The organism is Arthrobacter sp. GW460-12-1-14-TSB2 (assembly GCF_059423525.1).
Genome location: NZ_JBWKYC010000001.1, coordinates 248,111 through 269,114, shown reverse-complemented (window position 1 = coordinate 269,114; position 21,004 = coordinate 248,111). Strand labels below are relative to the sequence as shown.

Genomic DNA, 21,004 nt, shown 5'->3' with positions numbered 1-21,004 from the left:
GCCGGCGCAATTCAGCACGGCCGGTGCTATGGCGTCTCCAGTGGCCCCAGCCAGGCATTGGCCACGGTGTTGTGCGCCGACTCGTCGTCCGAGGGGTGGAACATCCCGGCGAGCACGTCGCGGTAGAGCCGTTCGAGTTCAGTCCCCCGGAAGTAGCTGGAGCCTCCGGAGACCCGGATTGCCAGGTCCACCACCGTGCGCGCAGTTTCCGTAGCCTGGACCTTGAGGCCAACGAGCTTGGGAAACCACTGGCCGCCGTGATCCGCCAGGCCATCAACGTCGCGGGAGAGTTCGGCCAGCCGGGGATATAGGGCGTCCATCGCCATGGCGGCCTCCGCCACCTTCCAGCGGATGTCAGGATCCTGGGCGTAGCTCCGCCCGTCATTCTTGAAGGACGTCCGGCGTTTGACGGCGTCGACGCCCAGCTCCAGTGCACGTTCTCCCAGGCCGGTGTAGACCGCGGCCAGCAGGGTCTCGAAGCAGGCGAAGATCGCGAAAATCAGCGGGTCCGCGTTCGGTCCCACCGGAAGTTTCCGGAAGATCCGGTCCGCGGGCACCACAGCGCCGTCCAGCACCGTGGTGTTCGACTGGCTGGCCCTCATACCCAAGGTGTCCCAGTCGTCAAGGATTTCGTAGCCGGCGGTGTCCCTGGAGATGAATCCGTGGACGAGTTCGCCTTCGCCTGCCCGGGCCGAATTGTCCTTGCCGAAGATCCCGAGCCTGGTCCACGCCGGAGAGAGGCTGGTGAAGATCTTCCGCCCGGTGAAGCTGTAACTGCCGTCGGCATGCGGGGTGGCCACAGTCCGTGAATCGAACAGCACCGAGTCGTTGCCTGCCTCCGAATTCCCGAAAGCGAAGATCTCCCCCTGCGCGGCCTCCTGGAGGACAAAGTCCAGAGACGAATCACCGCGGGCTGCCAGCACACGGGCGACGCCGGTCCACACCAGATGCATGTTGACCGCCAGCGCGGTGGCGGGGGCCGCCGTCGCCAGCTTCCGTTGCAGCTGCGCTGCCGCCGCAAGCCCAAGGCCCAGTCCGCCGTCGGAAGCTGGCACAAAAATCTTGAGGTATCCCGCTGCGGCGAGTTCCTCCAGATCCTCTGTGAAGAACGAGTTCTCCCGATCGTAGTGTGCGGCACGGCCCCGGATGCGTTCCAGCAGGGGCTCGGTGAGGATCTGGTCCGGTGTCATGGCCTGGCTTAGGTCAGCTTTCTGTGGTTTGGGAACAGGGTGGGGTTCAGTAGGTGGTCAGCAGCCTGTCCAGCACCCTGGCGCCGAATTTGAGTGAGTCTGCGGGGACCCGTTCGTCCACGCCGTGGAACATGCCGGTGAAATCGAGCTCGTCCGGGAGCTGGAGCGGGGCAAAGCCGTACCCGGTGATACCCAGCCTGCTCAGGGACTTGTTGTCAGTACCACCGGACAGCGTATAGGGAAGGACCTTGGCGCCGGGATCCTCGGCGTGCAGGGCGTCAACCATGGAGTCCACGAGGTTGCCGGCAAACGGCACCTCAAGGGACACGTCGTTGTGGACGTATGACACCTCTACACCTTTGCCTGCCAGTTCCCTGACGATCTCAAGCACCTGCTGTTCCTGGCCCGGAAGCGTCCGGCAATCCACCAGGGCCTCGGCCGACTCGGGAATGACGTTGTGCTTGTACCCGCCTTTGAGGAGCGTCGGGTTGGTGGTGTTCTGCAGCGTGGCGCCCACGAAGCGCGCCACGGTTCCGAGCTCCTTGAGAAGCTTCTCCGGATCGTCCGGATCGAATTCCACGCCCGTGAGTTCCGTCACGCCGTCGAGGAACTGCCGGGTGGTCGGCGTCAGCTCCACCGGCCACTTGTACTCGCCGATGCGGGACACGGCACTGGCGAGGCGTGTCACGGCGTTATCGGTGTTGATCTGCGAACCGTGGCCCGCCCGGCCGTGGGCCACCAGCCGCAGCCAGGAGAGCCCCTTTTCTGCGGTTTGCAGGAGGTACGTGCGTTGGCCGCCAATGGTGGCGGAGAAGCCTCCGACTTCAGAGATCGCCTCGGTGGCGCCGTCGAAGAGTTCGGGACGCTTCTCGACGGCGTAGCGGGCGCCATAGGTACCGCCAGCCTCCTCGTCGGCGAAGAACGCGAAGATCAGGTCCCGCTTGGGCTTGCGCCCGGTCCGGGCAAAGTTCCGCATGACGGAGAGGATCATGGCGTCCATGTCCTTCATGTCCACGGCTCCGCGGCCCCAGATCAGGCCGTCCTTGAGCTCGGCTCCGAAGGGATCCACTGACCACTGTTCCCGCAGTGCAGGTACAACGTCCAAGTGCCCGTGAACCACCAGGGCGCTGGCCGAGGGGTCCTCGCCCGCAATCCGCGTGACAACGTTCGCGCGGCCGGGCGCCGATTCGAAAATCTCCGCGTCCAGCCCCACTTCGGTGATGAGGCCTGCGGTGTATTCCGCGGCCGCACGCTCCCCCGGTCCTGTTCCGTCGCCGTAGTTCGAAGTGTCGATCCGGATCAGTTCCTGGCAGATCCTGACAACTTCATCCTCGGGGCGTACTTCAGTCATGTTTCACTCCTCGTGGGGGCGGCCTGATTGCTGGTTTCAGCCTACCCACAAGCCCCCTCCAACCCTCGATTATTTGTTTCCGGAAAAGTCGTGCTAGAGTCTTTCTCGCTGCTTCGGAGAAATCCAAAACGCTGAAAGGCGGAAACGATCTCCGAATTACCACCTGCGCGGGTGGCGGAATGGCAGACGCGCTAGCTTGAGGTGCTAGTCCTCGAAAGGGGGTGGGGGTTCAAGTCCCCCTCCGCGCACAAGGGAAAACCCCCGGAATCCAAGGATTCCGGGGGTTTTTTTCTGTGATGTCGCGCGCATGATGGCATGACGAGAGCTCCTGAAACATGCCGGCATCGTGATGACCCGCCCGTGGCTAACCCGCCCGGGCTAACCCGCCGGCGGAGCGGCGGGGACGCTGAGTGCAGCGCCGTTGCCCCAGCCGGCGTCCACTGCAGCCTGCGAGAGCGCGCGGGCCATCGCGTCGCCGTCCGGGACGCCGGAACCGGCCATGGGCGGTGATGCCACGTAGGGCATCTCGAGGGTCTCGTTGCCACGGACTGCTGTGAGGACGACATTCGCGGAAGCGCCGCCGGCCTCACCCCGGAAGTATCCCGTCCACTGCAGGCATGCGAAGTCGCCGATGCCGGTGACCGGTGAGCAATCCGGCGTCGACTTGGCTTTGGAGATGTCGGCGGCCGACGCGGGAGACGTGAGTGCCACCGACAGGGCCGTCAGACCTCCCTCTTTTGACTTGCTCGAATAGGTGCACAGGTACGCCTTGCTGCCTGGCGGCCTGGCCGGGCTGTTCTGGCCGGCAGGCATGAGCCCGGGTTCGACCTTCGCCGCAATCTCCGGGGTGATGAGATTGCAGGCCGGGCTGCCCGTGCCGGAGGAGGGGCCAGACGACGAGGTCTGCCCGCTTTGGCCCGCAGGCTGGGAGCACGCGGCGAGGAACAGCGCGGGCACTGCCACGAGCATGACCCCGAGTCGGGTTGGCCAGGAGTGGTGACTAGGCATGGGGTTCATTTCCGGCCTCGCGGGCGAGGCCTACCCGGGCGTTGCCGGCCAGATGCACGAGCACCCCGGCTATGAGGAACGCTGCGAGCACCTGGGCGCTCGTGGCGATCACTGCCGGCCAGCCGCCGTCGAGCCTCGGGTCCAGGAAGTCGTAGGGATACCAGCCGTCGAGGGCGCCGCGCCCCCACGAGAAGATCAGGAATGCGACCGGGTAGCAGAGCCACAGGAGGGGCCGCTGCCACGGACCACGGACGGTGCAGGTGACGAGGAGCCAGTCGAGCGCCGCGACTACCCGCGGGCGTGCGGCCGACACAAGCAGCACGAGCCCAAGGACGAGGTTCGACTGGAACGTGAAGTGGGAGATGAGCTGGGGAATGTCGATGGAGTTGCCGGGCTGCGTCGCGTCGAAGAGCTCCTGGGCGAGGGCGGCGAGCATGGCCAGTCCGGCCCCGCCACGCGCCAAGCGGATCCACGGACGGTGCGGATGCAGGGCCCGGTTGGCGCCCACGTTGCGTTCAACCGGGGGAACCAGTGTCAGCAGCACACTCATTGCACCAGTGTGGTGCCAAGGGTGGACGGTCCCCAGAGTCAAAAGTACCGGTGATGGAACGGGGCCATCGCCCGGGATCACGCGCAGTCGGTCAGGATGCCTTGGATCGCGTCGTGCTCGGGCGGGGTGACCCAAAGCTTGTACTTTGCCTTCACCGCGGTGATCCGGACTGTATATTCGCACCTGAAGGCCTTGTTCGGCGGAAGCCAGGTGGCGGCGTCCTTGTCGGACTTGGCCATGTTGGAAGTCCCGTCGGCGGCCATGAGGTTCAGGGGATCGTTGGCGAACTCCCTGCGCTGGTCGTCGCTGATCTGCTGTGCTCCGGTCTGCCAGGCCAGGGACAGCGGCACGATGTGGTCTATCTGGACAGCCGAGCTGGTGTCCGCGCCGCGGACAAACCGGATTGTCTTGCCGGTGTATCTGTCAGCCAGGGTTCCGGTGGCAACTACGCAGTCGTGAGTGCCGGGTTTGAACGTCTCTCCGGTCAGGTCCCGGGCCAGGATGTCGTTGCGTGTGTCGCAGCCGTTGTGGTCCGTGTCAGCCCAGGCGGGACCGAACCGGTCGCGGCTGTAGCCGGTCTTCGGAGCGCGCCCCTTCACCGGGATGGAAGCGAGCCGGGCGACGGCGGCAGCGATCTCATCGGGGTCGATGGCCGGCTGTGCGGCCGGATTTTTCCCGTCAACAGAAGGTGCGGCGCTGCGGAGGGCTTCCGCGATTGCGGTTCCGGCGGATTCCGCGGCGCCGCAGCCGGCCAGGCCTCCCAGTAGTACAACGGCTGTCACAAGGGTCAGTGCTTTGGAGCTGCGGCGTGGAATCGTCTTGTCCTTCATTGATACGGAGTCCAGCTCAGGCTATCGCCGCTGCGGGCACTGACTTGGCAGGCGTGGGGGTGGCGCCCGTCACAGCAGTCCAGTCGGCTTAGTGCCGCCGTCCGCAACAAGCACACGGCGGGGCCTAGGGCGTGCCGTATGCCGAGCGGGAGCCGTAGAGGTACGCGAGATCGTTGAGCGTCTGCAGGGTCAGGTCCCGCGCCTGTGTAACTGATCCTTCGCCGGCAAGCGTCTTCAGGTACTCAAGCTCAAGGCGGCCGCGGACGCCGTCGGCCGTTGAGTGAATGTCTGTGACCGCGAGGAGCGCAAAGGCGACATGCCGCCGCTCCATCCACAGGCCGGCTCGCAACGCGAGCCTGAACAGTCCGTCAAGCTCCAGGCCGGCGGGGGCTTTGGCCTTACCCACGTAGATTTCGGCCGCGAGGCCGGACTCTGCAGCCGTCCATCGGAATCCGACGGGCACGCTGCGACCTTTCCTGGACAGATACGTGGCGGACACGGCCAGCTGCTGCCCGTTGTCCAGGCCTTCATTGGTCAATGCAATGTCGCTCAGCTTCTCCTGCCGGCAGGCGGCTATGAACTCCTGCACGGCCTTGTCCCACAGCCGGTCCGTAACTCCGTTCTCCATGTCATGCACCCCCAAATAAACGGTACCGGCCAATGGCGCGACGGGTCAGGAGACTCGCTGCTGCAGCTTCCAAAATGCCGGCCCGGCAGGCGTCCAAGGCCTAGGCTGGACATGTGACGTTGTCCCCTGCCCCCCTTGAAGCTGCGCTTTCGGCCCCTGCCGAGTGGTGGCAGATCGTTGCCGCACTGGGGCCGCTGGCGGTCCTGGCCGGTGCCGTCCTTGCCGCTTTCATCGGCTGGCGGACCCTGCGGCAAAAAGCTGTGGCGGACGCGCAGGCACTCAGGCAAAGGACACGGGCCGACGACCGGGCCGAGTGGTGGAAACGCACGCAGTGGGCACTGGATAAGGCCCTCGACGGCGACGAGGATGCCAAGGCCCTTGGCCTGGCATCGCTTGCGGTACTCGCACGGAGCGACCTCGCCCGGGAAGAAGAGCTTGAGCTGCTGGATATTGCGTGGCAATCGGTGACCGAGGCCAACGGCGGCGACGGCACGTGGGACGAGGACGTCGACGCCGTGGACTCCGCGGAACCAATCGGCGACAATGGAACAACGAGCACGGACCGAACGGAGGAGGGAAGGCCATGAGCACCAGCACACCGGAACAAAAGAAATCCCGGACACCCCGTCACGTCTCCGCGTCCCGCGATAAGCAACTGACCCCTTCGGAGCACAGGGTCCAGGTGGCCGCAGCAAGGCTGCGGGTTGCACTCGACGAACGTTTGGGCCGGTCCACCCCGGCTGAGACCAAGGCGCTCTCCAAGGAAGACCTTTAGGCTGGAGCCCCACGAAGCCAGTGCCCACAGAAAAGGCCCCGCAAAGCGGGGCCTTTTTCTTGTTTCTTTGTCCAGGTTCCGTTAGACCTTCTCGGGGGTGCGGTCCACCACCGGCTCTGAACCTGTGAACTTCCGTTCCCGGCGCGGGAAGGCCCAGAACTTGAAGTCCTTCGCCTCGACGCGTGGCTCGGGCTGCTTCTCAGGTTCCCTCGAGTCCTCTTTCCGAATGTCCCTCCGGAAGTCCTTGTTATACGGATAGCACATCCCTGACCTCCTCATAGTGAATGCCCTTTAATCCTCCTCCCAATTTGCGCGCGGGTCGACAGTTTTTGGACCGAAGGTCAGGGGGTGTCGTTAGGCCCAAGACACCGTCGGGAGTTGCACCATAGATTGAACAACCACAGGTGCGTGGGGACCGGCAGGGAGCTCACGCCACCATGGATGAGGAACGGGCAGGCAGCAGTTTCAGTTTGGATGAGAGGCAATGCACATGGCGAAGACAACGGGTGTGGCATCACGGCTGGCCGAAGCACTGGCCGTAGTCCTCGGCACTGAAGGGATCCCGCTGAGGCTGCGCGCCTGGGACGGTTCGGAGGCAGGTCCGGAGGACGCCCCGGTCCTCGAGTTCCGCTCCAAGCGGGCCCTGCGACGTATCATTTGGTCGCCCGGGCAACTGGGCCTCAGCCGGGCTTACGTAGCCGGGGACATCGACGCGCCGGGGGACGTTTTCGCCAGCTTCGCGGCGCTGAGTTCGGCCGGTAAGTTCGCCGAGCCCGGGCCGTTTCCGCCGCTGACGGCAAAGGAAGCGTGGACACTCGCCAAGACCGCAGTCAGGGTGGGCGCGATTGGTCCGAATCCTGCTCCGCCACCGGAGGAATCCAAGATCCACCGGCACGGACGGCGCCACTCCAAGAGCCGCGATGCCGCAGCGATCTCGCATCACTACGATGTGGGCAACGACTTCTATGCCCTCGTCCTGGGTCCCTCAATGGTCTACTCCTGCGCTGTCTGGAACGACCAAACGGACGAATCTGCGGGCCCGAACAGCCTGGAAGCGGCCCAGGAAGCCAAAATCGACCTGGTCTGCCGGAAGCTGGGACTGCGGCCCGGCATGCGGGTTTTGGACGTCGGCTGCGGCTGGGGCAGTTTCGCCCTCCACGCAGCCCAGCGCTTCGGCGTCGATGTCGTAGGGGTGACCCTTTCGAACGAACAGGCGGGGCTTGCCCGCAAACGTGTGGCGGACGCCGGCCTGACAGACCGCGTGGACATCCGGGTCCAGGATTACCGTGACGTGGACGATGGCCCGTTTGATGCGATCAGCTCCATCGGCATGTCCGAGCACGTGGGCCGCGAACAGATTTCCCGCTACGTATCCCAGCTCCACGGACTGCTGCGTCCCGGCGGTCGGCTCCTTAACCACGCCATCTCCTGGAATGCGGGTCCGACGAGCCCGGACCCGGACTCGTTTATACCCCGCTACGTCTTCCCCGACGGCGAAATGCTCAGCCTCGCGGACATGATCGGTGCGCTGGAGTCCGGCGGACTCGAAGTGCTCGACGTCGAAGCGCTTCGCCGGCACTATGCCCTGACCCTCCGGGCCTGGGTGCGAAACCTGGAGCAGCACTGGGATGAGGCCGTCAGCGCCGCCAGCCCCGGGCGGGCACGGATCTGGAGGCTCTACATGGCCGCCAGTGCGCTGGGCTTCGAGGACGGACTGACCGGAGTGAACCAGGTGCTCGTGCAACGCCCCGGCGGAGCGGAACCGCCGCTACGGCGGCACGCATGGATCTGATGGAGTGTAATTCAGCTAAGAAACGGGCCGGAAGACGGGATCAATGACTGAACGCGTAGGCATCATTGGAGGCGGCATCGCGATCGCACACGCCGCGCCCAGGCATGGTCACTGGACGGCAGCCTCCTTGACGACTTTGCGATCGAGAAAGTGGGCCCGGTAACGCTCCTACGGAACGCCCCCTCCCCCGCGGACACCTCGGCGCTGGCGATTGCAGACTATGTTCTTGAGCATCACCATGTCCCCCGCAAATGATGCGCGGTGGCAACCTGCGTGGTTGATGGACAACGGTGGCCTGCCCCGTTAGATTGACGCCGGGGCAGGTTTCCCGGCCCTGAAACGCCGGGGGAATTGCAGCCGCCCGGCTGCACTGGGCACTGCCCCTTTGGGGGAGTCAATGACACACAACACCGGGGCCAATGTCAGCGTGGGCCGTGTAAGCCAGGGCATATCGCGGATCACCCTCCGGCCCAGCGCCCGGATCACGGAGGAGGACGGGCAGCGCACCAGGGAGGAACTGCTGGCGTTGACCGGGGGCACGCGGGGCGGCGTGCTACTGGAGATCACAGGCGTGGGCTCAGTCAGCAGGGAAGCGATCAGCGTGTACAGCTCGGCGGTCACTGTCAGCGCGTTCGCCATCCTGGGCAGCACTCCCGTGGACCGAGTCATTGCCCACGGCCTGCTGGGTCTCCCGCTGCCGGCCTGTCCGAGCGAGTACTTCACGGACGAGGACGAAGCACTCAACTGGCTTCATTCCGTCAGCGGGTGAACTTCCGCTTCGGAGGGCCAATGGGTTCACTCAGCGGTAGCCCTGAAAGAATGGGCGCATGACAGCCATCTTCCTGGTGTGGAACCAGGACCGTGAGGACGACTGGAACTACACATCCGTCGTCGTGCAGGTGCAGGAAACCGGGCAGTCCCACAGTGTTTGGAGCGTTGCGGGCGCGGCCGGTATCCCCGATGGATCGGACGCCTGGCTGCTGTTGCGGGGAAAGAACTGGCGGGGCCTGCTTGGGCACGGCGTGGTGATCTCTGCGGGGCGCTGCCCCGGACCGCGCTCCGGAGCTGCCGGAAGGCCTTTGTCCCCCCTGATTGTCGCGTTCGACTCCCTCCTTCCCCTCGGCGACCAGGTGGGGCTGGAGACCCTCAGCACTAACCTTCCCGAAGTGCCGTGGAACGACGTCCGCAACGGCCAGGTCGTGGACCCGGCCGCAGAAGCCCGGGTCCGTGACCTCTGGCGGCTTGAAGGCCCGGCGCCGATTCAGGAGACGACCTTTCCGCTGCCAGGGAGCTACCCTGCGTGGGCGGTCAGCACAGTTGTGGTGAATCGGTACGAACGGAATCCGGAGGCGCGGCGCGCCTGCATCGCCCACTACGGGACCAGCTGTGCCGCCTGCGGCTTTTCCTTTGAAATCGCGTACGGCGAAGCCGGCAGGGACTTCATCGACGTCCACCACACCGTGCCGTTTTCGATGCTCGACAGCAACTACCGGCTGGATCCCGTCACGGATCTGGTGCCGCTCTGCGCTAACTGCCATGCCATGGCGCACATCGGTGTGACTACGCCGCGGGCGCTTTCGGAATTGCGCCAGATGCTGGCCGGTGCCGGCTTCATGCGCGGACAGACCCTCCGCCCCGCGGAAGTTGAGTCGCAAAACGAGGCACTGCGGATCCTGGGACCGGCAAGGACTGATCCCGGGCATCCGCCGGGACCAGAACGCTAGGAATGCCCTGGCGGGCTTAGCCGGACGCCTTGAGCGCGTTCCGGACCACACCCACCAAAGAATTGAAGCGGCCGTTTTCCGGCAGATCGTCGATGAGCACCGGACCGTCCGGCCCCGCAAGCGGGATGCGCCAGTTAGGGTGTTCCGCGTCTGTTCCCGGCTGGTTCTGCGTACGGGTTTCCCCGACGGCGTCCACAAGGGCGACACCCAGCAGGGCAGACGGCGTCAGGGCGGTGAAGGCGTACAGCGCCTCGACGGTGCGCTGAACGTCCGCCGACGAATCAGGAAGCAGCCCGCGTTCGCGGACAAGGGCCAGCACGGACTCCTGTTCGGCCGCTGCCTCTGCCCGCTCCTCTTCGACCGGGCGCAGGAGCAGGCCCAATGATTCGCGGAGTGTCACGTGCTCACCCGCAAGGTAACCCGCCGTCGGTGGCAGATCGTGGGTGTTGACGCTGGTCAGGCACTGTTGACGGTATTCCTCCGGGGACAGCGGACCTGATTCATTGTGTTCGAACCACAGGATGGACGTGCCCAGGATCCCCCGCTCCGTCAGGTAATCCCGTACCCACGGCTCGAACACGCCAAGGTCCTCACCGACAACGGTCGCACCAGCCCGCTGGGCTTCAAGGGCCAGGATCCCGATGAGGGCTTCATGGTCGTAGTACACATACGTGCCCTCGTCCGGACCGGCTCCTTCCGGGATCCACCAGAGGCGGAAGAGTCCAAGGATGTGGTCGACGCGGATGCCGCCTGCATGGCGGAGTACCGTCCGCAGCATGTCGCGGTACGGCTTATACCCGGCCGCCGCCAGCCGTCCGGGGTGCCACGGCGGCTGGGTCCAGTTCTGTCCCTGCTGGTTGAAGACGTCCGGCGGGGCACCGACAGTCACACCCTGGGCGAGCACCCCGCGAAGCATCCACGCGTCTGCTCCCGTTGTCTTGACGCCCACCGCCAGGTCATGGACGATGCCGATGGCCATCCCGCATTGTTTGGCCGTCCGCTGGGCGGTAGCCAGCTGCTCGTCGCAGATCCACTGCATCCAGCGGTAAAACTCCAGCCGGTCCGCCTGCTCAAGCCGCACGTTGTCGCAGTACGGGGTCTCCGGTGACAGTGCCTCGCCGGACCACTCGGGCGCCGACGGCGGCAGTCGCTCTGCGAGCGTGCACCACAGTGCGAAGTCATCCAGGCCCTTGCCTTCCGCTGCGCAGAAGTTTTCAAACATGCCGACACGGCCGGGACTGCGGCGGACCTTGAAAATGAGCTCAAGTGCCTCGAGCTTGGCCTGGTAGCTGGCGTTTCTGTCCAGCAGGCCGTCCGCCGTATTGGCGGTGTGGAGCAATGCCGCGTTCTTCTCGATGCCTGCCCTGGCTTCAGGGTCCAGGTATCCGTACTCTGGCACGTCCTCAACGCGGATATAGAGCGGGTTGAAGAAACGGCGGGTGGTGGGCAGATACGGCGAATCCTCGATAGGAGGCCGGGGTTCCCCCGCATGCAGGGGATTCACCAGGACGAAACCCGCGCCGTCCTTTCCTGCAATCGCAGCAAGGTCCACAAGGTCGGAGAAATCGCCGATGCCCCATGAACGGGACGACCGGACCGAATATAGCTGGGCTGTCAGCCCCCACTGCCGGTCAGACGCCAGACGCCGGGTGGTCTCCAGCCGCTCGGGCGTAATGACCAGGGCACATTCCGCGAGTTCCCCGCCAGCGTCGGCATGCAGGGTGTGCCAGCCCCGGGGCAGATCGCCGGAAATGGCAAAGGACGCCCGGCCGGTGAGCGTGCCGTCCACTTCACGAGGCTCCTCCCAGTTGTCCCGCTGCTCGGCGTCCACTCGGTTCCCATCCTCCGTTACCGCCCACACACTGACGGGTGTTCCGTGCGGGACGTGGACGGCAACGTGGATTTCGCGGCCTTCCCTCGAAACGACCGACGGCGGGAGGAGACGCTGCCACGGCGCCTGTTCCGCATCGCGCAGGGCGCCATGGAGGTCATCAACTGTCCCGGTTCGGTCCCCCAGTGCAGCCAATACGCCGTGCAGCGTCCCGGCCGCGACGGGATGTTGCCTGCCATCCCAGCCGCGGAAGGAGGTGCTCACGCCGCGGGCTGCCGCCAGTTTGCGAAGCAGTTCATCGGCCATTCCTGTGGTTTCTTGTCCCGTTCCATGCGCCATGGCCCTTACTCTATTGGGTCGCCGGGCTTCGGCAAGGACACCGCCGCCACCTATTTTCGTGCTGCTGCGCCCTGTGCTAATGATGCGCGCTGCCCCGGTGGTGCGCGTGCTCTTCGCCCACCAACTCGTGCAGCCCTGAGACGGCTTCGGCCAGGGACAGTTCGGGCGATGACACCACAAATGGCATCAGGAGCCTGTTCTCTTTATCCAGGTGTAGGGCAAAGATGCGTTGAATGGAGCCCGCTGTTACGGCGGCGGCCACACCCCGCGCCCCACGGAACTCTTCGACGAGTGCCACGACCACCTGGTGTTCTGCCAGCATGCCTTCAACCAGCAGCCTCGCTTCCGCTGATTTCCGGGGACCACCATAGAGCGGGCCTTCTTCGGCGAGGGCATGGGGCACCAACTCGTTTTCCAACCATTCCAGCAATATCTCGTGCGCGTCATGCTCGCCCCCGGCATCGCGTTTCTCCACCGAACTCGTCAAAGCGGCAACGAGCGCCGTGAGGCGTTTCAACATGCTCGCGTGGTGCCTTTCCACGGCCTCCAGGGCTTCGTTCTCCGCAGCAGGGTCCTTCTCTGACGGATGGTTCATCGTCCCTCCCGGTCTCGTGCGCGCCTGCCGTCCGGCGGGCGGCCCCTCACCGGGCGGGTACTGGCTTTACGCAATTTCACTCTACGGACGCACGGCCCGTCGGTGAGGGGTCTTATGGCCCGAAAACCTTCTGCCCTTTAGGCTCGGCCCCCGCGCCGGGCTAGCCTTGAATACTATGGTTGACGTCGAGAGATTCCGGATTCTGCTTGAATCCGAGCGCGCCCGGAAAACGCTATTGCTGCCGGCGCTCCGTGCCGACATCACCGCCGCGAACGCTGCGCGCCAGAACTCCAACGTCGATGACGAGCATGATCCCGAGGGCGCCACTATTGCCTTTGAGCTTTCCCAGGCTGCCGCGCTGATGCACCAAAGCAGCGCCACCCTGGCGCAGGTTGAGGCGGCACTTGCCCGGATAGCGGGCGGCAGCTACGGCCACTGTGAAATCTGCGGCGTGGCGATTGCCGAGGGCCGGCTCGAAGCCCGCCCCTGGACCCCCTATTGCATCGATCACGCCGGCGGAAAGTCAGGTCCAAAGCCATGACGGATGTTGCCGGTTCATTGTGGGAGCGTATCGTTTCGGGATTCTCCCAGTCGCCCTCGCCGCAGGTGACGGCGACAGAACTGTTGATTGTGGTGGTGCTTGCTACGGTGTTGTCGCTCCCCCGTGCTTCGTGGCGGTACTTCGGGCTGCTGGCCACCGTCACCCATGAACTCGGGCATGCGTTCGCTGCCCTGATGACCGGGCAGCGCCTGGGCGGCATCAGGCTGAGCCTGGACCACTCCGGGACCACCACCACGTACAGCAGGGGACGCTTCCCCGCAGTCTGGTCCACGTTCTGGGGCTACCCCGTGCCCGGCGTGGTGGGAGCGGCCATGGTGTGGTCGGGTTTCAACGGCTGGGGACCGGCGGCGATGTCCGTCGGCACGCTAATCCTGGCGGGTTCGTTCCTGTTTATCCGCAACGCCATGGGGCTGCTCATTACCTCCGCAGCAGTTGTAGGCAGCGCACTCCTGGTGCTTTTCGTCCCGCCGCAGTTCACCGGCCACGTGGTGATTGCACTGGGCCTCGCCCTGCTGGTGGCCGCCGTCCGCGACCTCGCCAAGCTGTCAAACGTGCACCTGCGGCGCCGGGACAGGCTGCCCACATCCGACGCGCATCTCCTTTACCGGGCCACGTCGGTTCCCGCCGCCGTCTGGATCCTGCTCTTCGCCGTGGTGGTTGCCGGTTCGTGGTGGGTGGCCTGGCAGCCCATGGCCCGGGTGTTTGCAACGCTGCTGAGCCAATAGGGTGGAAACATGACTTCAGGTTCCCGCGCCGCGGCTGATCACTCTTCCGACCCCGGATTCAGCACCAAGGGCTCATACGTCACCGGCGGTGAAGAATTTTCCCGGGACACCAACTACATCGAGGACCGGATCACCCGGGACGGCGCGCCGGGACGGAACGGGGAGCCGGGGTGGCCGGTGGAAGCCGGACGGTACCGCTTGATCGCAGCCCGTGCCTGCCCCTGGGCGAACAGGACAGTTATCGTCCGCAGGCTGCTGGGACTGGAGGATGCCATCTCGCTGGGGCAGCCCGGCCCTACGCATGACGCGCGGTCCTGGTCCTTTGACCTGGACCGGGGCGGCGTTGATCCCGTCCTCGGAATTGAGCGGATCCAGGACGCGTATTTCAAGAGATTCCCGGGGTACCCCCGCGGAATCACCGTGCCGGCCATCGTGGACGTACGCTCAGGCGGCGTGGTCACCAATAACTTCCCGCAGATAACGCTCGACTTCTCCACTGAGTGGGCCGCGTTCCACCGGCCCGGGGCCCCGGAACTCTACCCTGCCCATCTCAGGACCGAGATCGACGAGGTTAACAAAAGGGTGTTTACCGAGGTAAACAACGGCGTCTACCGCTGCGGTTTTGCCGGTTCGCAGGACGCCTACGACGCCGCGTACACACGCCTGTGGACCACCCTGGACTGGCTGGAGGAACGCCTCGCCGGCCAGCGGTACCTGGTGGGCGACACCATCACCGAAGCGGACGTGCGGCTGTTCACCACGCTGGTCCGTTTCGACGCCGTCTACCACGGCCACTTCAAGTGCAACCGGCAAAAGCTTAGCGAGATGCCGGCGCTGTGGGCCTACGCCCGGGATCTTTTCCAGACCCCAGGATTTGGCGACACCATCGATTTCGTGCAGATCAAGCAGCACTACTACATCGTCCACGAGGACATCAACCCCACCGGAATCGTCCCGCAGGGGCCTGATCTGGCCGGATGGCTGACAGGCCACGGCCGCGAGGCCCTGGGCGGCCGCCCCTTCGGAGCGGGCACCGCTCCCGGTCCCGTCCGCAGCGGCGAGGAAGTTGCCGCGGGACACGGCGCACGCTGATCGGGAGTGATCCTGGCGCGCCGCTAGTGTTGTCCCATGCAACTTTCGTCAGGCTTTGCCGTGCCCGAATACCAAGCCGTCCGGAGCCTGTTCGATTCATTCCTCCGGGATGACCCGCAGTACAGCGCCCAGCTTGCCGCCTACCGTTCAGGCACGAAAGTGCTGGAGGTCAGCGGCGGGCCCCGCCTGGCAGCGGACTCGATCACGGGCACCTACTCCTGCTCGAAGGGTGCCGCCGCGTTTGTCATCGCCCTCCTGGTCCAGGACGGACTGCTGGACCTTGACCGTACAGTGGCGCACTACTGGCCCGAATTCGCTGCCTACGGAAAAGACACGATCACAGTGCGCGAGGCGCTCTCGCACCGGGCCGGGCTGCTTGGGGTGGAAGGAGGATTCGCGCTGAGTGAATTCACGACGGCGGACGCGGCCGGGAAGCTGGCTGCGGCGCCTCCGCTGTGGCGGCCGGGCGCCATGTTCGGATACCACGCCCTGACCATAGGCATCATCATGGAGGAACTCTGTCGGCGGCTCTCCGGCAGTACCCTCCAGGAGCTGTACGCGTCACGCATCCGGCTGCCGTACGGCATCGACTTTTTCCTGGGGCTTCCGGCGGAGCAGGAGCCCCGTTACCGGGACGTGCTGTACACCGTCGACCCCAGCCAGCCTTGGCTGGACCCGCTGGGACTTGAAGGCCTCAACGGCAATGCCGCAGTCAGCACAGTGATGGAACTCCCCAACCAGCGAGTCATTCGCGAACACGGCATGAGCAGCGCCGGAGGCGTGGGATCGGCAGAGGGTCTGGCCCGGCTCTATGCTGCCGCCACCACTGGCCTAGAGGGCCGTCCGGCCTTCCTGTCACCGGAAACCATCCGGATCATGTCCGAAGAACAGGTATGGGGGCTGGACCGCGCGTCCGGGCTGGACAACGCCTTTGCTGTTGTCTTTATGAAGCCGCACCCCAGTCGCAACTTCGGCAGCCACCGGGCGTTCGGCCACGAAGGTGCCAGTGGCGCCCTGGGCTTTGCGGATCCTGCCTACGACCTCGCCTTCGGCTACGTGCCCGGAACGCAGGAGGAAGGCAGAACCCCGGGCCGCGCACACCGGCTGGCCCACGCGGTCCGGCAGGCGGCTGCCTCCGTCGGAGGAGCCACGGCGCCAGCTCTTACCCGTGAGTAGGTTTATCCACTTGTAGCAGCTTCAGGACAGCCCTATGGTGAGGCCCAATGGCTAACTCAAAACAGCAGGAAGAGGCCCTCCCCTCGCGGGCCGGCAAGATATGGCAGTCCGTTACGGACAGCATTGCGGTGGCACTGTCAGGCCCACGGCTGAAACTCGCAGCCAAGGCAGGGCTGGCCGCCGGGCTTGCCTTCCTCATTGCGCCCCTGATGCCCGGCGCCGCGGCCCAGTACCCTTACTATGCCCCGCTCGGCGCACTGGTCGCCATGTACGAGAACGTGTCGGGTTCCATGAAGCAGGGCGTCCAGACGCTGGTGGGCCTTGGGCTTGGCATCGGCCTGGCCTTCCTGCTGATCAGTGTCAGCAAACCCTCGCCTGTCACCGTGGCCATCTTTATGGGGCTCGGCGTCCTGTTGGCCGGGCTGCCGCGCCTGGGGGCCGGCCGCGACTGGATCCCGACGGCGGCCCTGCTGGTGCTGCTGGTAGGCGGAAACAACCCTGACGACTTCTCCTTCGGCTACCTTGTTCAGATGGGCGTCGGAGTCGCCGTCGGTATCGCCGTCAACATGCTGGTTTTCCCGCCCCTGCATTTCAAGGCTGCCGCGCTCAGCCTCGCCGAGCTCCGGTGGGCGCTCGCCAAGCAGCTCTCGGACATGGGCGAGGCCCTGAGGGAAACATGGCCGCCCGAGCATGAAGACTGGGCGGTGCGGTCGGAGGAGCTCGCCCAGTCGGCCCGGGCTGTTCGGGCCGCCGTCCAAAAGGCGGATGCAAGCCGGCAGGCCAATCCGCGGCGCCGGCTCCATCCACATGACCTGGACCGGGACTACAACAACGTCAGGGGCCTGGAGAGCGTTACCTTCCACATCCAGGACATGACCGAGGTGCTGGCGGACGTCATTTGGGACAAGGACGTGCCCTTCGTCATCCCACTGCCCTACAGCGAGCCGCTGGCTGATGCACTGGCCGCAGTCAGCGAGGTCCTCAGGTCCATGGAAGACGAGCACCCGCAAAAGCAAAACGAGCTGATTGAGTCAGCCAAAACCGCCGTGGACGCACTGGCAGAGCGGATGGCATCCGACGATGTCAATCCCGATGCCCCCAGCGCTGCCGAATCCATCGTGCTGAATCTCCACCGGATCCTCCGGGTGGTCTCGGCCGGGCAGTCCTGAGCTATATCGCACTCACGCTGCCCGTGAAGTGCCGGCGGCCGGACCGCGGATTCCATGCGGAGTAGTCGGAGCACAGCCAGGCCCCGGCAGGGGTATGGACCGAACTGATGTCCAGCGCGACCCGTGCCGGCAGGAACACCGGCGCTTCAAACGCAACATCCCAGCGGAATGAATCCCCCTTCACGGCGCCGACGTCGGCGAGTGCCCGCGAGGCCAGGTACATGCCGTGCGCTATGGAACGGCGCAAACCCAGGGCTTTGGCCGAGAGCACGCTCAGGTGGATGGGGTTGAAGTCGCCGGACACGGCCGCATAGGCCCTTCCCGTGTCAACGCCCAACTGCCACAGCGCCGTGGGATCCGGCGCAGAAAACGACGCAGGTGCAGCCGGCGCCGAGGGCTTGTCGATCCCGGGGAGGAAGACGCCCTTGGCGAGGTACGTGGACGTTCCCTTCCAGAGGACCGCGGATTCCCCTGCGCGCCGAACCTCCGCGACGATGTCAACCTGCGTGCCGGCACGGTGACCGCCCAGGTTCTCGGCCCAGGACGTGATGTCCATGGCCTCCGTGAACAGGAAGGCTCCGTGCTGCTCCACTTTGTTGCTCAGGTGCACCATTCCTAGTAGCGGCAGCGGAAAATCGTCACGGTTCATTACGCTCATGGACACCGGAAACGCCAGGGCGTGAATGAATCCGGCAGGCAAAACGTCGCTTGCTGTCTCGCCCACCAGATGCTGGTAGGCGGTGAGATTTGCCACCTGGGCCCGCACTCCCCTGACTTCATGCCCGCAGGGTGGAAGCGTGATCCCCGCGTCAGTACCCAGCACCCGGCGCCGTGCTGCGGTGGCCGCGGCATTCACATAGAGCTTGGATAACGACGGCATGTCCCCGAGGATCACGGGCTGGGCACCGGTCATGCGCCCACCAGGTTCTGTCCGCACACCCGCAGCACTTCGCCGGTAATGCCGCCGGCGGCGTCGCCCGCCAGGAACGCGATCGCCTCTGCGACGTCTTCGGGCCGGCCGCCCTGCTGGAGGGAGTTCAGGCGGCGGGCAACTTCGCGGGTGGCAAACGGAATCCGGGCAGTCATTTCGGTTTCTATGAAGCCCGGCGCCACAGCGTTGATGGATCCGTGGCGTTCCGCGAGCAGCGGTGCCGTGGCGCGCACCATGCCCATCACGCCGCCTTTGGATGCCGCGTAGTTCGTTTGCCCGCGGTTGCCTGCGATACCGCTGGTGGACGCGACCGAGACGATCCGCGGGGAGTTGCGGAACTGTTCGGACGCCAGCAAGGCCTCATTGATGCGCAGCTGGGCGACGATGTTGACGGCAATGACGGAGTTCCAGCGGTCCGGATCCATGTTGGCCAGCAACTTGTCCCGGGTAATGCCAGCGTTGTGGACAACTATGTCCAGGCGTCCGTGCCTGCCCACTGCATGGTCGATGATCCGCTGCCCGGCGTCTTCCCGGGTGATGTCTAGCTGAAGCGCTGTGCCGCGGACCTCGTTGGCCACTGCCGCCAGATGGTCGCCGGCAGCAGGGATGTCGACGACCACCAGGGTGGCCCCGTCCCGGTGAAGCGTGCGGGCTATTGCCGCGCCGATGCCGCGGGCGGCACCGGTCACCACTGCGACCTTCCCGGCCAGCGGCTTGTCCGGATCGGCCGGCAGTTTCCCTTCCCCGGATGCAATGGTGAGGAACTGGCCGTCGACGAAAGCCGACCGGGCGGAGAGAAAGAACCGCAATGCTCCCAGGGCGCTGGGACTCGTGGTCGTTACCCCGTCCGCCAGGACGATGCCGTTTGCCGTGGCGCCGGCGCGCAACTCCTTGGCGAGGGAGCGCAATAGTCCGTCCACACCCTGGCGCGCTGCCGCAGACGCCGGACCTGGCGCGCCTGCCGCTGTCCGGGACACCGTCACGACGCGGGCGTTGGGTGACAAATCCCGAATGGACGTTGCCGCCGCGAGGACAGGCCCTTCCAGATCCTCCGGGCGGCCCAGCTCGTCCAGCACCAGGATGATGGCGCCCAGCTTCTCCCGGGGCACCGCATGCCGGCGGACGTCGAGGTCCCAGGACAAAAGGGCGGCGGCGACTTCGTCGGCGCCGTCACTGGAGCCCTGGACCAGGATCGGACCGGGGACCAGGGGCTGTCCCGGCTGGTAGCGCCGGAGCACTACCGGCTGCGGCAGGCCGAGCTTTTTGGCCACATCCTTGCCGATTCCACGGCTTACAAATTGTGTGTACTTGTCAGTCACACCGGCCTCCTTAGAATGCTTCAAGAATGGCGACGACCCCTTGGCCGCCGGCGGCGCAGATGGAAATCAGGCCGCGCGCCGGACGGCCGTCCACCCGGCCCTTGTCGTGGAGCATCTTCGCCAGGGAGGCCACGATCCGGCCGCCGGTCGCAGCAAAGGGGTGCCCCGCGGCCAGTGAGGATCCGTTGACGTTCAGTTTGGAGCGGTCGATGCTGCCCAGCGCGCCGTCCAGACCCAGGCGAGTGCGCCCGAATTCCTCGTCTTCCCAGGCGGCCAGCGTGCTGAGGACGGTGCCGGCAAACGCTTCGTGGACCTCAAAGAAGTCGATGTCATCGAGCGTCAGGCCGTTGCGGGCCAGCAGTCGCGGCACGGCGAATGCCGGCGCCATCAGGAGGCCGTCCTTGCCGTGGACGAAATCGACGGCGGCCGCCTCGCCGTCGACCACGGTGGCGAGCTTGGGCAGTTCGTGGGCGTCGGCCCATTCCTCCGAAGCAAGAAGCACGGTGGACGCGCCATCGGTGAGGGGTGTGGAGTTCCCCGCTGTCATAGTTGCCTCGGCGCCGAGGCTCTTGCCGAAGACGGGCTTGAGCGTTGCCAGTTTTTCCAGGGTGGTGTCAGCGCGGAGGTTTGAGTCCCGGGTCAGCCCACGGTAGGGCGTGAGCAGATCGTCGAAAAAGCCTGCATCGTAGGCGGCGGCGAGGTTGCGGTGGCTGTTGTACGCCAGCTGGTCCTGGGCTTCCCGTGTGATCTTCCACTGTGCGGTGGTGAGGGCCTGGTGTTCACCCATGGACAGCCCGGTTCGCGGTTCCCCCGTATTGGGTGCGTCGGGTGCCAGGTCCTTGGGACGAAGGCGGCTCAGGACCTGAAGCCGCCGGGGCAGGGTTTTGGCCCGGTTGAGGTCCAGCAGGACCTCGCGCAGGCCCTCACTCACGGCAACCGGCGCATCGGATGCTGAATCGACGCCACCGGCAATCGCCGAATCAATCTGTCCAAGCTTAATCTTGTTGGCTAAGCCCAGGACCGTTTCGAGCCCCGTGGCACACGCCTGCTGGAGGTCATAGGCGGGTGTTTCCGCGGAGAGCGCCGAGCCCAGAACTGCTTCCCGGGTGAGGTTGAAGTCACGGGAGTGCTTGAGCACGGCGCCGGCGGCAACCTCGCCGATCCGTTCATCCTGAAGGCCGAAACGGGCGATCAGGCCGTCCAGTGCTGCAGTCAGCATGTCCTGGTTCGAAGACTTGGTATATGCGCCGCCGGTCCGCGCGAACGGAATCCGGTTTCCGCCCACCACCACAGCTTTGCGCAATGAGTCCCGTCCATGTGTGGCCGCTTGGGCGTTGGATGATTCCTCTGGTCCGGTGGCGGACTGTCCGGTAAAGGACATGTGCTGTCTCCTTTGGCTGAACTCTGATTACCGATA

General features: G+C 65.4%; 22 protein-coding genes and 1 tRNA gene. 11 read left to right on the top strand and 12 right to left on the bottom strand.

The annotated features are described in order from the left end of the window. Nucleotides 1-26 precede the first annotated feature (26 nt). Together AC07YR_RS01280 and AC07YR_RS01275 are read right to left on the bottom strand one after the other, a co-directional pair. On the bottom strand, nt 27-1,190 hold the full coding sequence (locus tag AC07YR_RS01280; protein ID WP_494732833.1) for an acyl-CoA dehydrogenase family protein: 1,164 nt from the start codon (nt 1,188-1,190) through the stop codon (nt 27-29). Between the two features lie 46 nt (nt 1,191-1,236). After that, a complete protein-coding gene (locus AC07YR_RS01275; RefSeq protein WP_494732832.1) occupies nt 1,237-2,541 on the bottom strand; it encodes a M20/M25/M40 family metallo-hydrolase in 1,305 nt (434 codons plus the stop codon). 165 nt (nt 2,542-2,706) lie between these two features. On the opposite strand from AC07YR_RS01275, the gene AC07YR_RS01270 reads away from it, so the two are divergent. After that, a tRNA-Leu gene (locus AC07YR_RS01270) sits at nt 2,707-2,789 on the top strand. Nucleotides 2,790-2,919: 130 nt separating this feature from the next. Here AC07YR_RS01270 and AC07YR_RS01265 read toward each other — a convergent pair. From AC07YR_RS01265 to AC07YR_RS01250, 4 genes are all read right to left on the bottom strand, one after another. Beyond that, nucleotides 2,920-3,549, bottom strand: coding sequence for a hypothetical protein (locus tag AC07YR_RS01265; RefSeq protein ID WP_494732831.1), 630 nt, complete (start codon nt 3,547-3,549; stop codon nt 2,920-2,922). Beyond that, nucleotides 3,542-4,099 carry a Pr6Pr family membrane protein gene (locus tag AC07YR_RS01260; RefSeq protein ID WP_494732830.1) on the bottom strand — a complete coding sequence of 186 codons (558 nt, stop codon included), beginning with the start codon at nt 4,097-4,099 and terminating at the stop codon, nt 3,542-3,544. The genes AC07YR_RS01265 and AC07YR_RS01260 overlap by 8 nt, the downstream gene beginning before the upstream one ends. 77 nt (nt 4,100-4,176) lie before the next feature. Continuing rightward, entirely contained in the window at nt 4,177-4,929 is a 753-nt protein-coding gene (locus tag AC07YR_RS01255) for an HNH endonuclease family protein (protein ID WP_494732829.1), read from the bottom strand. Between the two features lie 124 nt (nt 4,930-5,053). Then, a complete protein-coding gene (locus AC07YR_RS01250; protein ID WP_436057686.1) occupies nt 5,054-5,557 on the bottom strand; it encodes a hypothetical protein in 504 nt (167 codons plus the stop codon). Between the two features lie 113 nt (nt 5,558-5,670). Between AC07YR_RS01250 and AC07YR_RS01245 the strand changes: the two genes are divergently transcribed. Together AC07YR_RS01245 and AC07YR_RS01240 are read left to right on the top strand one after the other, a co-directional pair. Beyond that, entirely contained in the window at nt 5,671-6,144 is a 474-nt protein-coding gene (locus tag AC07YR_RS01245; protein WP_436057685.1) for a hypothetical protein, read from the top strand. After that, nucleotides 6,141-6,332, top strand: a complete 192-nt coding sequence (locus tag AC07YR_RS01240; protein WP_055805752.1) for a hypothetical protein — start codon at nt 6,141-6,143, stop codon at nt 6,330-6,332. The genes AC07YR_RS01245 and AC07YR_RS01240 overlap by 4 nt, the downstream gene beginning before the upstream one ends. A gap of 81 nt (nt 6,333-6,413) precedes the next feature. On the opposite strand, the gene AC07YR_RS01235 is transcribed toward AC07YR_RS01240, so the two are convergent. Beyond that, nucleotides 6,414-6,596 carry a hypothetical protein gene (locus AC07YR_RS01235; RefSeq protein WP_028269234.1) on the bottom strand — a complete coding sequence of 61 codons (183 nt, stop codon included), beginning with the start codon at nt 6,594-6,596 and terminating at the stop codon, nt 6,414-6,416. 226 nt (nt 6,597-6,822) lie between these two features. Between AC07YR_RS01235 and AC07YR_RS01230 the strand changes: the two genes are divergently transcribed. From AC07YR_RS01230 to AC07YR_RS01220, 3 genes are all read left to right on the top strand, one after another. Beyond that, nucleotides 6,823-8,124, top strand: a complete 1,302-nt coding sequence (locus AC07YR_RS01230) for a class I SAM-dependent methyltransferase (RefSeq protein WP_494732828.1) — start codon at nt 6,823-6,825, stop codon at nt 8,122-8,124. Nucleotides 8,125-8,521: 397 nt separating this feature from the next. Continuing rightward, entirely contained in the window at nt 8,522-8,893 is a 372-nt protein-coding gene (locus AC07YR_RS01225) for a SpoIIAA family protein (protein WP_494732827.1), read from the top strand. A gap of 58 nt (nt 8,894-8,951) precedes the next feature. Then, nucleotides 8,952-9,848 carry an HNH endonuclease gene (locus AC07YR_RS01220; RefSeq protein ID WP_494732826.1) on the top strand — a complete coding sequence of 299 codons (897 nt, stop codon included), beginning with the start codon at nt 8,952-8,954 and terminating at the stop codon, nt 9,846-9,848. Nucleotides 9,849-9,864: 16 nt separating this feature from the next. Here the strand turns inward: AC07YR_RS01220 and malQ are convergent, their stop codons facing one another. Together malQ and AC07YR_RS01210 are read right to left on the bottom strand one after the other, a co-directional pair. Then, nucleotides 9,865-11,985 carry a 4-alpha-glucanotransferase gene (gene malQ, locus AC07YR_RS01215; protein ID WP_494732825.1) on the bottom strand — a complete coding sequence of 707 codons (2,121 nt, stop codon included), beginning with the start codon at nt 11,983-11,985 and terminating at the stop codon, nt 9,865-9,867. A gap of 109 nt (nt 11,986-12,094) precedes the next feature. Beyond that, nucleotides 12,095-12,613 (bottom strand): hemerythrin domain-containing protein, encoded by a 519-nt coding sequence (locus tag AC07YR_RS01210; protein ID WP_494732824.1) that lies wholly within the window; start codon nt 12,611-12,613, stop codon nt 12,095-12,097. Between the two features lie 175 nt (nt 12,614-12,788). Between AC07YR_RS01210 and AC07YR_RS01205 the strand changes: the two genes are divergently transcribed. The 5 genes from AC07YR_RS01205 to AC07YR_RS01185 are packed head-to-tail and all read left to right on the top strand — an operon-like array spanning nt 12,789 to nt 17,337. After that, nucleotides 12,789-13,154, top strand: a complete 366-nt coding sequence (locus AC07YR_RS01205) for a TraR/DksA family transcriptional regulator (protein ID WP_436057679.1) — start codon at nt 12,789-12,791, stop codon at nt 13,152-13,154. Continuing rightward, on the top strand, nt 13,151-13,900 hold the full coding sequence (locus AC07YR_RS01200; RefSeq protein WP_494732823.1) for a M50 family metallopeptidase: 750 nt from the start codon (nt 13,151-13,153) through the stop codon (nt 13,898-13,900). The genes AC07YR_RS01205 and AC07YR_RS01200 overlap by 4 nt, the downstream gene beginning before the upstream one ends. 9 nt (nt 13,901-13,909) lie before the next feature. Further along, complete coding sequence (locus tag AC07YR_RS01195; RefSeq protein WP_494732822.1) at nt 13,910-14,992, top strand: glutathione S-transferase family protein; 1,083 nt, start codon at nt 13,910-13,912, stop codon at nt 14,990-14,992. Nucleotides 14,993-15,028: 36 nt separating this feature from the next. After that, on the top strand, nt 15,029-16,168 hold the full coding sequence (locus AC07YR_RS01190) for a serine hydrolase domain-containing protein (RefSeq protein ID WP_494732821.1): 1,140 nt from the start codon (nt 15,029-15,031) through the stop codon (nt 16,166-16,168). Between the two features lie 47 nt (nt 16,169-16,215). After that, complete coding sequence (locus tag AC07YR_RS01185) at nt 16,216-17,337, top strand: FUSC family protein (RefSeq protein WP_494732820.1); 1,122 nt, start codon at nt 16,216-16,218, stop codon at nt 17,335-17,337. Nucleotide 17,338: 1 nt separating this feature from the next. Here the strand turns inward: AC07YR_RS01185 and AC07YR_RS01180 are convergent, their stop codons facing one another. The 3 genes from AC07YR_RS01180 to AC07YR_RS01170 are packed head-to-tail and all read right to left on the bottom strand — an operon-like array spanning nt 17,339 to nt 20,968. Continuing rightward, nucleotides 17,339-18,250: a MaoC family dehydratase gene (locus AC07YR_RS01180; protein WP_494732819.1), complete on the bottom strand. Its 912-nt coding sequence runs from the start codon at nt 18,248-18,250 to the stop codon at nt 17,339-17,341. Further along, nucleotides 18,247-19,587, bottom strand: a complete 1,341-nt coding sequence (locus tag AC07YR_RS01175) for a 3-oxoacyl-ACP reductase (RefSeq protein ID WP_436057673.1) — start codon at nt 19,585-19,587, stop codon at nt 18,247-18,249. Before AC07YR_RS01175 ends, AC07YR_RS01180 begins: the two co-directional genes overlap by 4 nt. Before the next feature lie 10 nt (nt 19,588-19,597). Continuing rightward, complete coding sequence (locus AC07YR_RS01170; RefSeq protein WP_494732818.1) at nt 19,598-20,968, bottom strand: acetyl-CoA C-acetyltransferase; 1,371 nt, start codon at nt 20,966-20,968, stop codon at nt 19,598-19,600. Between the last annotated feature and the right edge of the window lie 36 nt (nt 20,969-21,004).

Coding starts and splice junctions, on each gene's coding strand:
- AC07YR_RS01280 (WP_494732833.1), bottom strand. CDS start 1,190: ATGACACCGGACCAGATCCTCACCGAGCCCCTGCTGGAACGCATCCGG.
- AC07YR_RS01275 (WP_494732832.1), bottom strand. CDS start 2,541: ATGACTGAAGTACGCCCCGAGGATGAAGTTGTCAGGATCTGCCAGGAA.
- AC07YR_RS01265 (WP_494732831.1), bottom strand. CDS start 3,549: ATGCCTAGTCACCACTCCTGGCCAACCCGACTCGGGGTCATGCTCGTG.
- AC07YR_RS01260 (WP_494732830.1), bottom strand. CDS start 4,099: ATGAGTGTGCTGCTGACACTGGTTCCCCCGGTTGAACGCAACGTGGGC.
- AC07YR_RS01255 (WP_494732829.1), bottom strand. CDS start 4,929: ATGAAGGACAAGACGATTCCACGCCGCAGCTCCAAAGCACTGACCCTT.
- AC07YR_RS01250 (WP_436057686.1), bottom strand. CDS start 5,557: ATGGAGAACGGAGTTACGGACCGGCTGTGGGACAAGGCCGTGCAGGAG.
- AC07YR_RS01240 (WP_055805752.1), top strand. CDS start 6,141: ATGAGCACCAGCACACCGGAACAAAAGAAATCCCGGACACCCCGTCAC.
- AC07YR_RS01235 (WP_028269234.1), bottom strand. CDS start 6,596: ATGTGCTATCCGTATAACAAGGACTTCCGGAGGGACATTCGGAAAGAG.
- AC07YR_RS01230 (WP_494732828.1), top strand. CDS start 6,823: ATGGCGAAGACAACGGGTGTGGCATCACGGCTGGCCGAAGCACTGGCC.
- AC07YR_RS01225 (WP_494732827.1), top strand. CDS start 8,522: ATGACACACAACACCGGGGCCAATGTCAGCGTGGGCCGTGTAAGCCAG.
- AC07YR_RS01220 (WP_494732826.1), top strand. CDS start 8,952: ATGACAGCCATCTTCCTGGTGTGGAACCAGGACCGTGAGGACGACTGG.
- malQ (WP_494732825.1), bottom strand. CDS start 11,985: ATGGCCGATGAACTGCTTCGCAAACTGGCGGCAGCCCGCGGCGTGAGC.
- AC07YR_RS01210 (WP_494732824.1), bottom strand. CDS start 12,613: ATGAACCATCCGTCAGAGAAGGACCCTGCTGCGGAGAACGAAGCCCTG.
- AC07YR_RS01205 (WP_436057679.1), top strand. CDS start 12,789: ATGGTTGACGTCGAGAGATTCCGGATTCTGCTTGAATCCGAGCGCGCC.
- AC07YR_RS01200 (WP_494732823.1), top strand. CDS start 13,151: ATGACGGATGTTGCCGGTTCATTGTGGGAGCGTATCGTTTCGGGATTC.
- AC07YR_RS01195 (WP_494732822.1), top strand. CDS start 13,910: ATGACTTCAGGTTCCCGCGCCGCGGCTGATCACTCTTCCGACCCCGGA.
- AC07YR_RS01190 (WP_494732821.1), top strand. CDS start 15,029: ATGCAACTTTCGTCAGGCTTTGCCGTGCCCGAATACCAAGCCGTCCGG.
- AC07YR_RS01185 (WP_494732820.1), top strand. CDS start 16,216: ATGGCTAACTCAAAACAGCAGGAAGAGGCCCTCCCCTCGCGGGCCGGC.
- AC07YR_RS01180 (WP_494732819.1), bottom strand. CDS start 18,250: ATGACCGGTGCCCAGCCCGTGATCCTCGGGGACATGCCGTCGTTATCC.
- AC07YR_RS01170 (WP_494732818.1), bottom strand. CDS start 20,968: ATGTCCTTTACCGGACAGTCCGCCACCGGACCAGAGGAATCATCCAAC.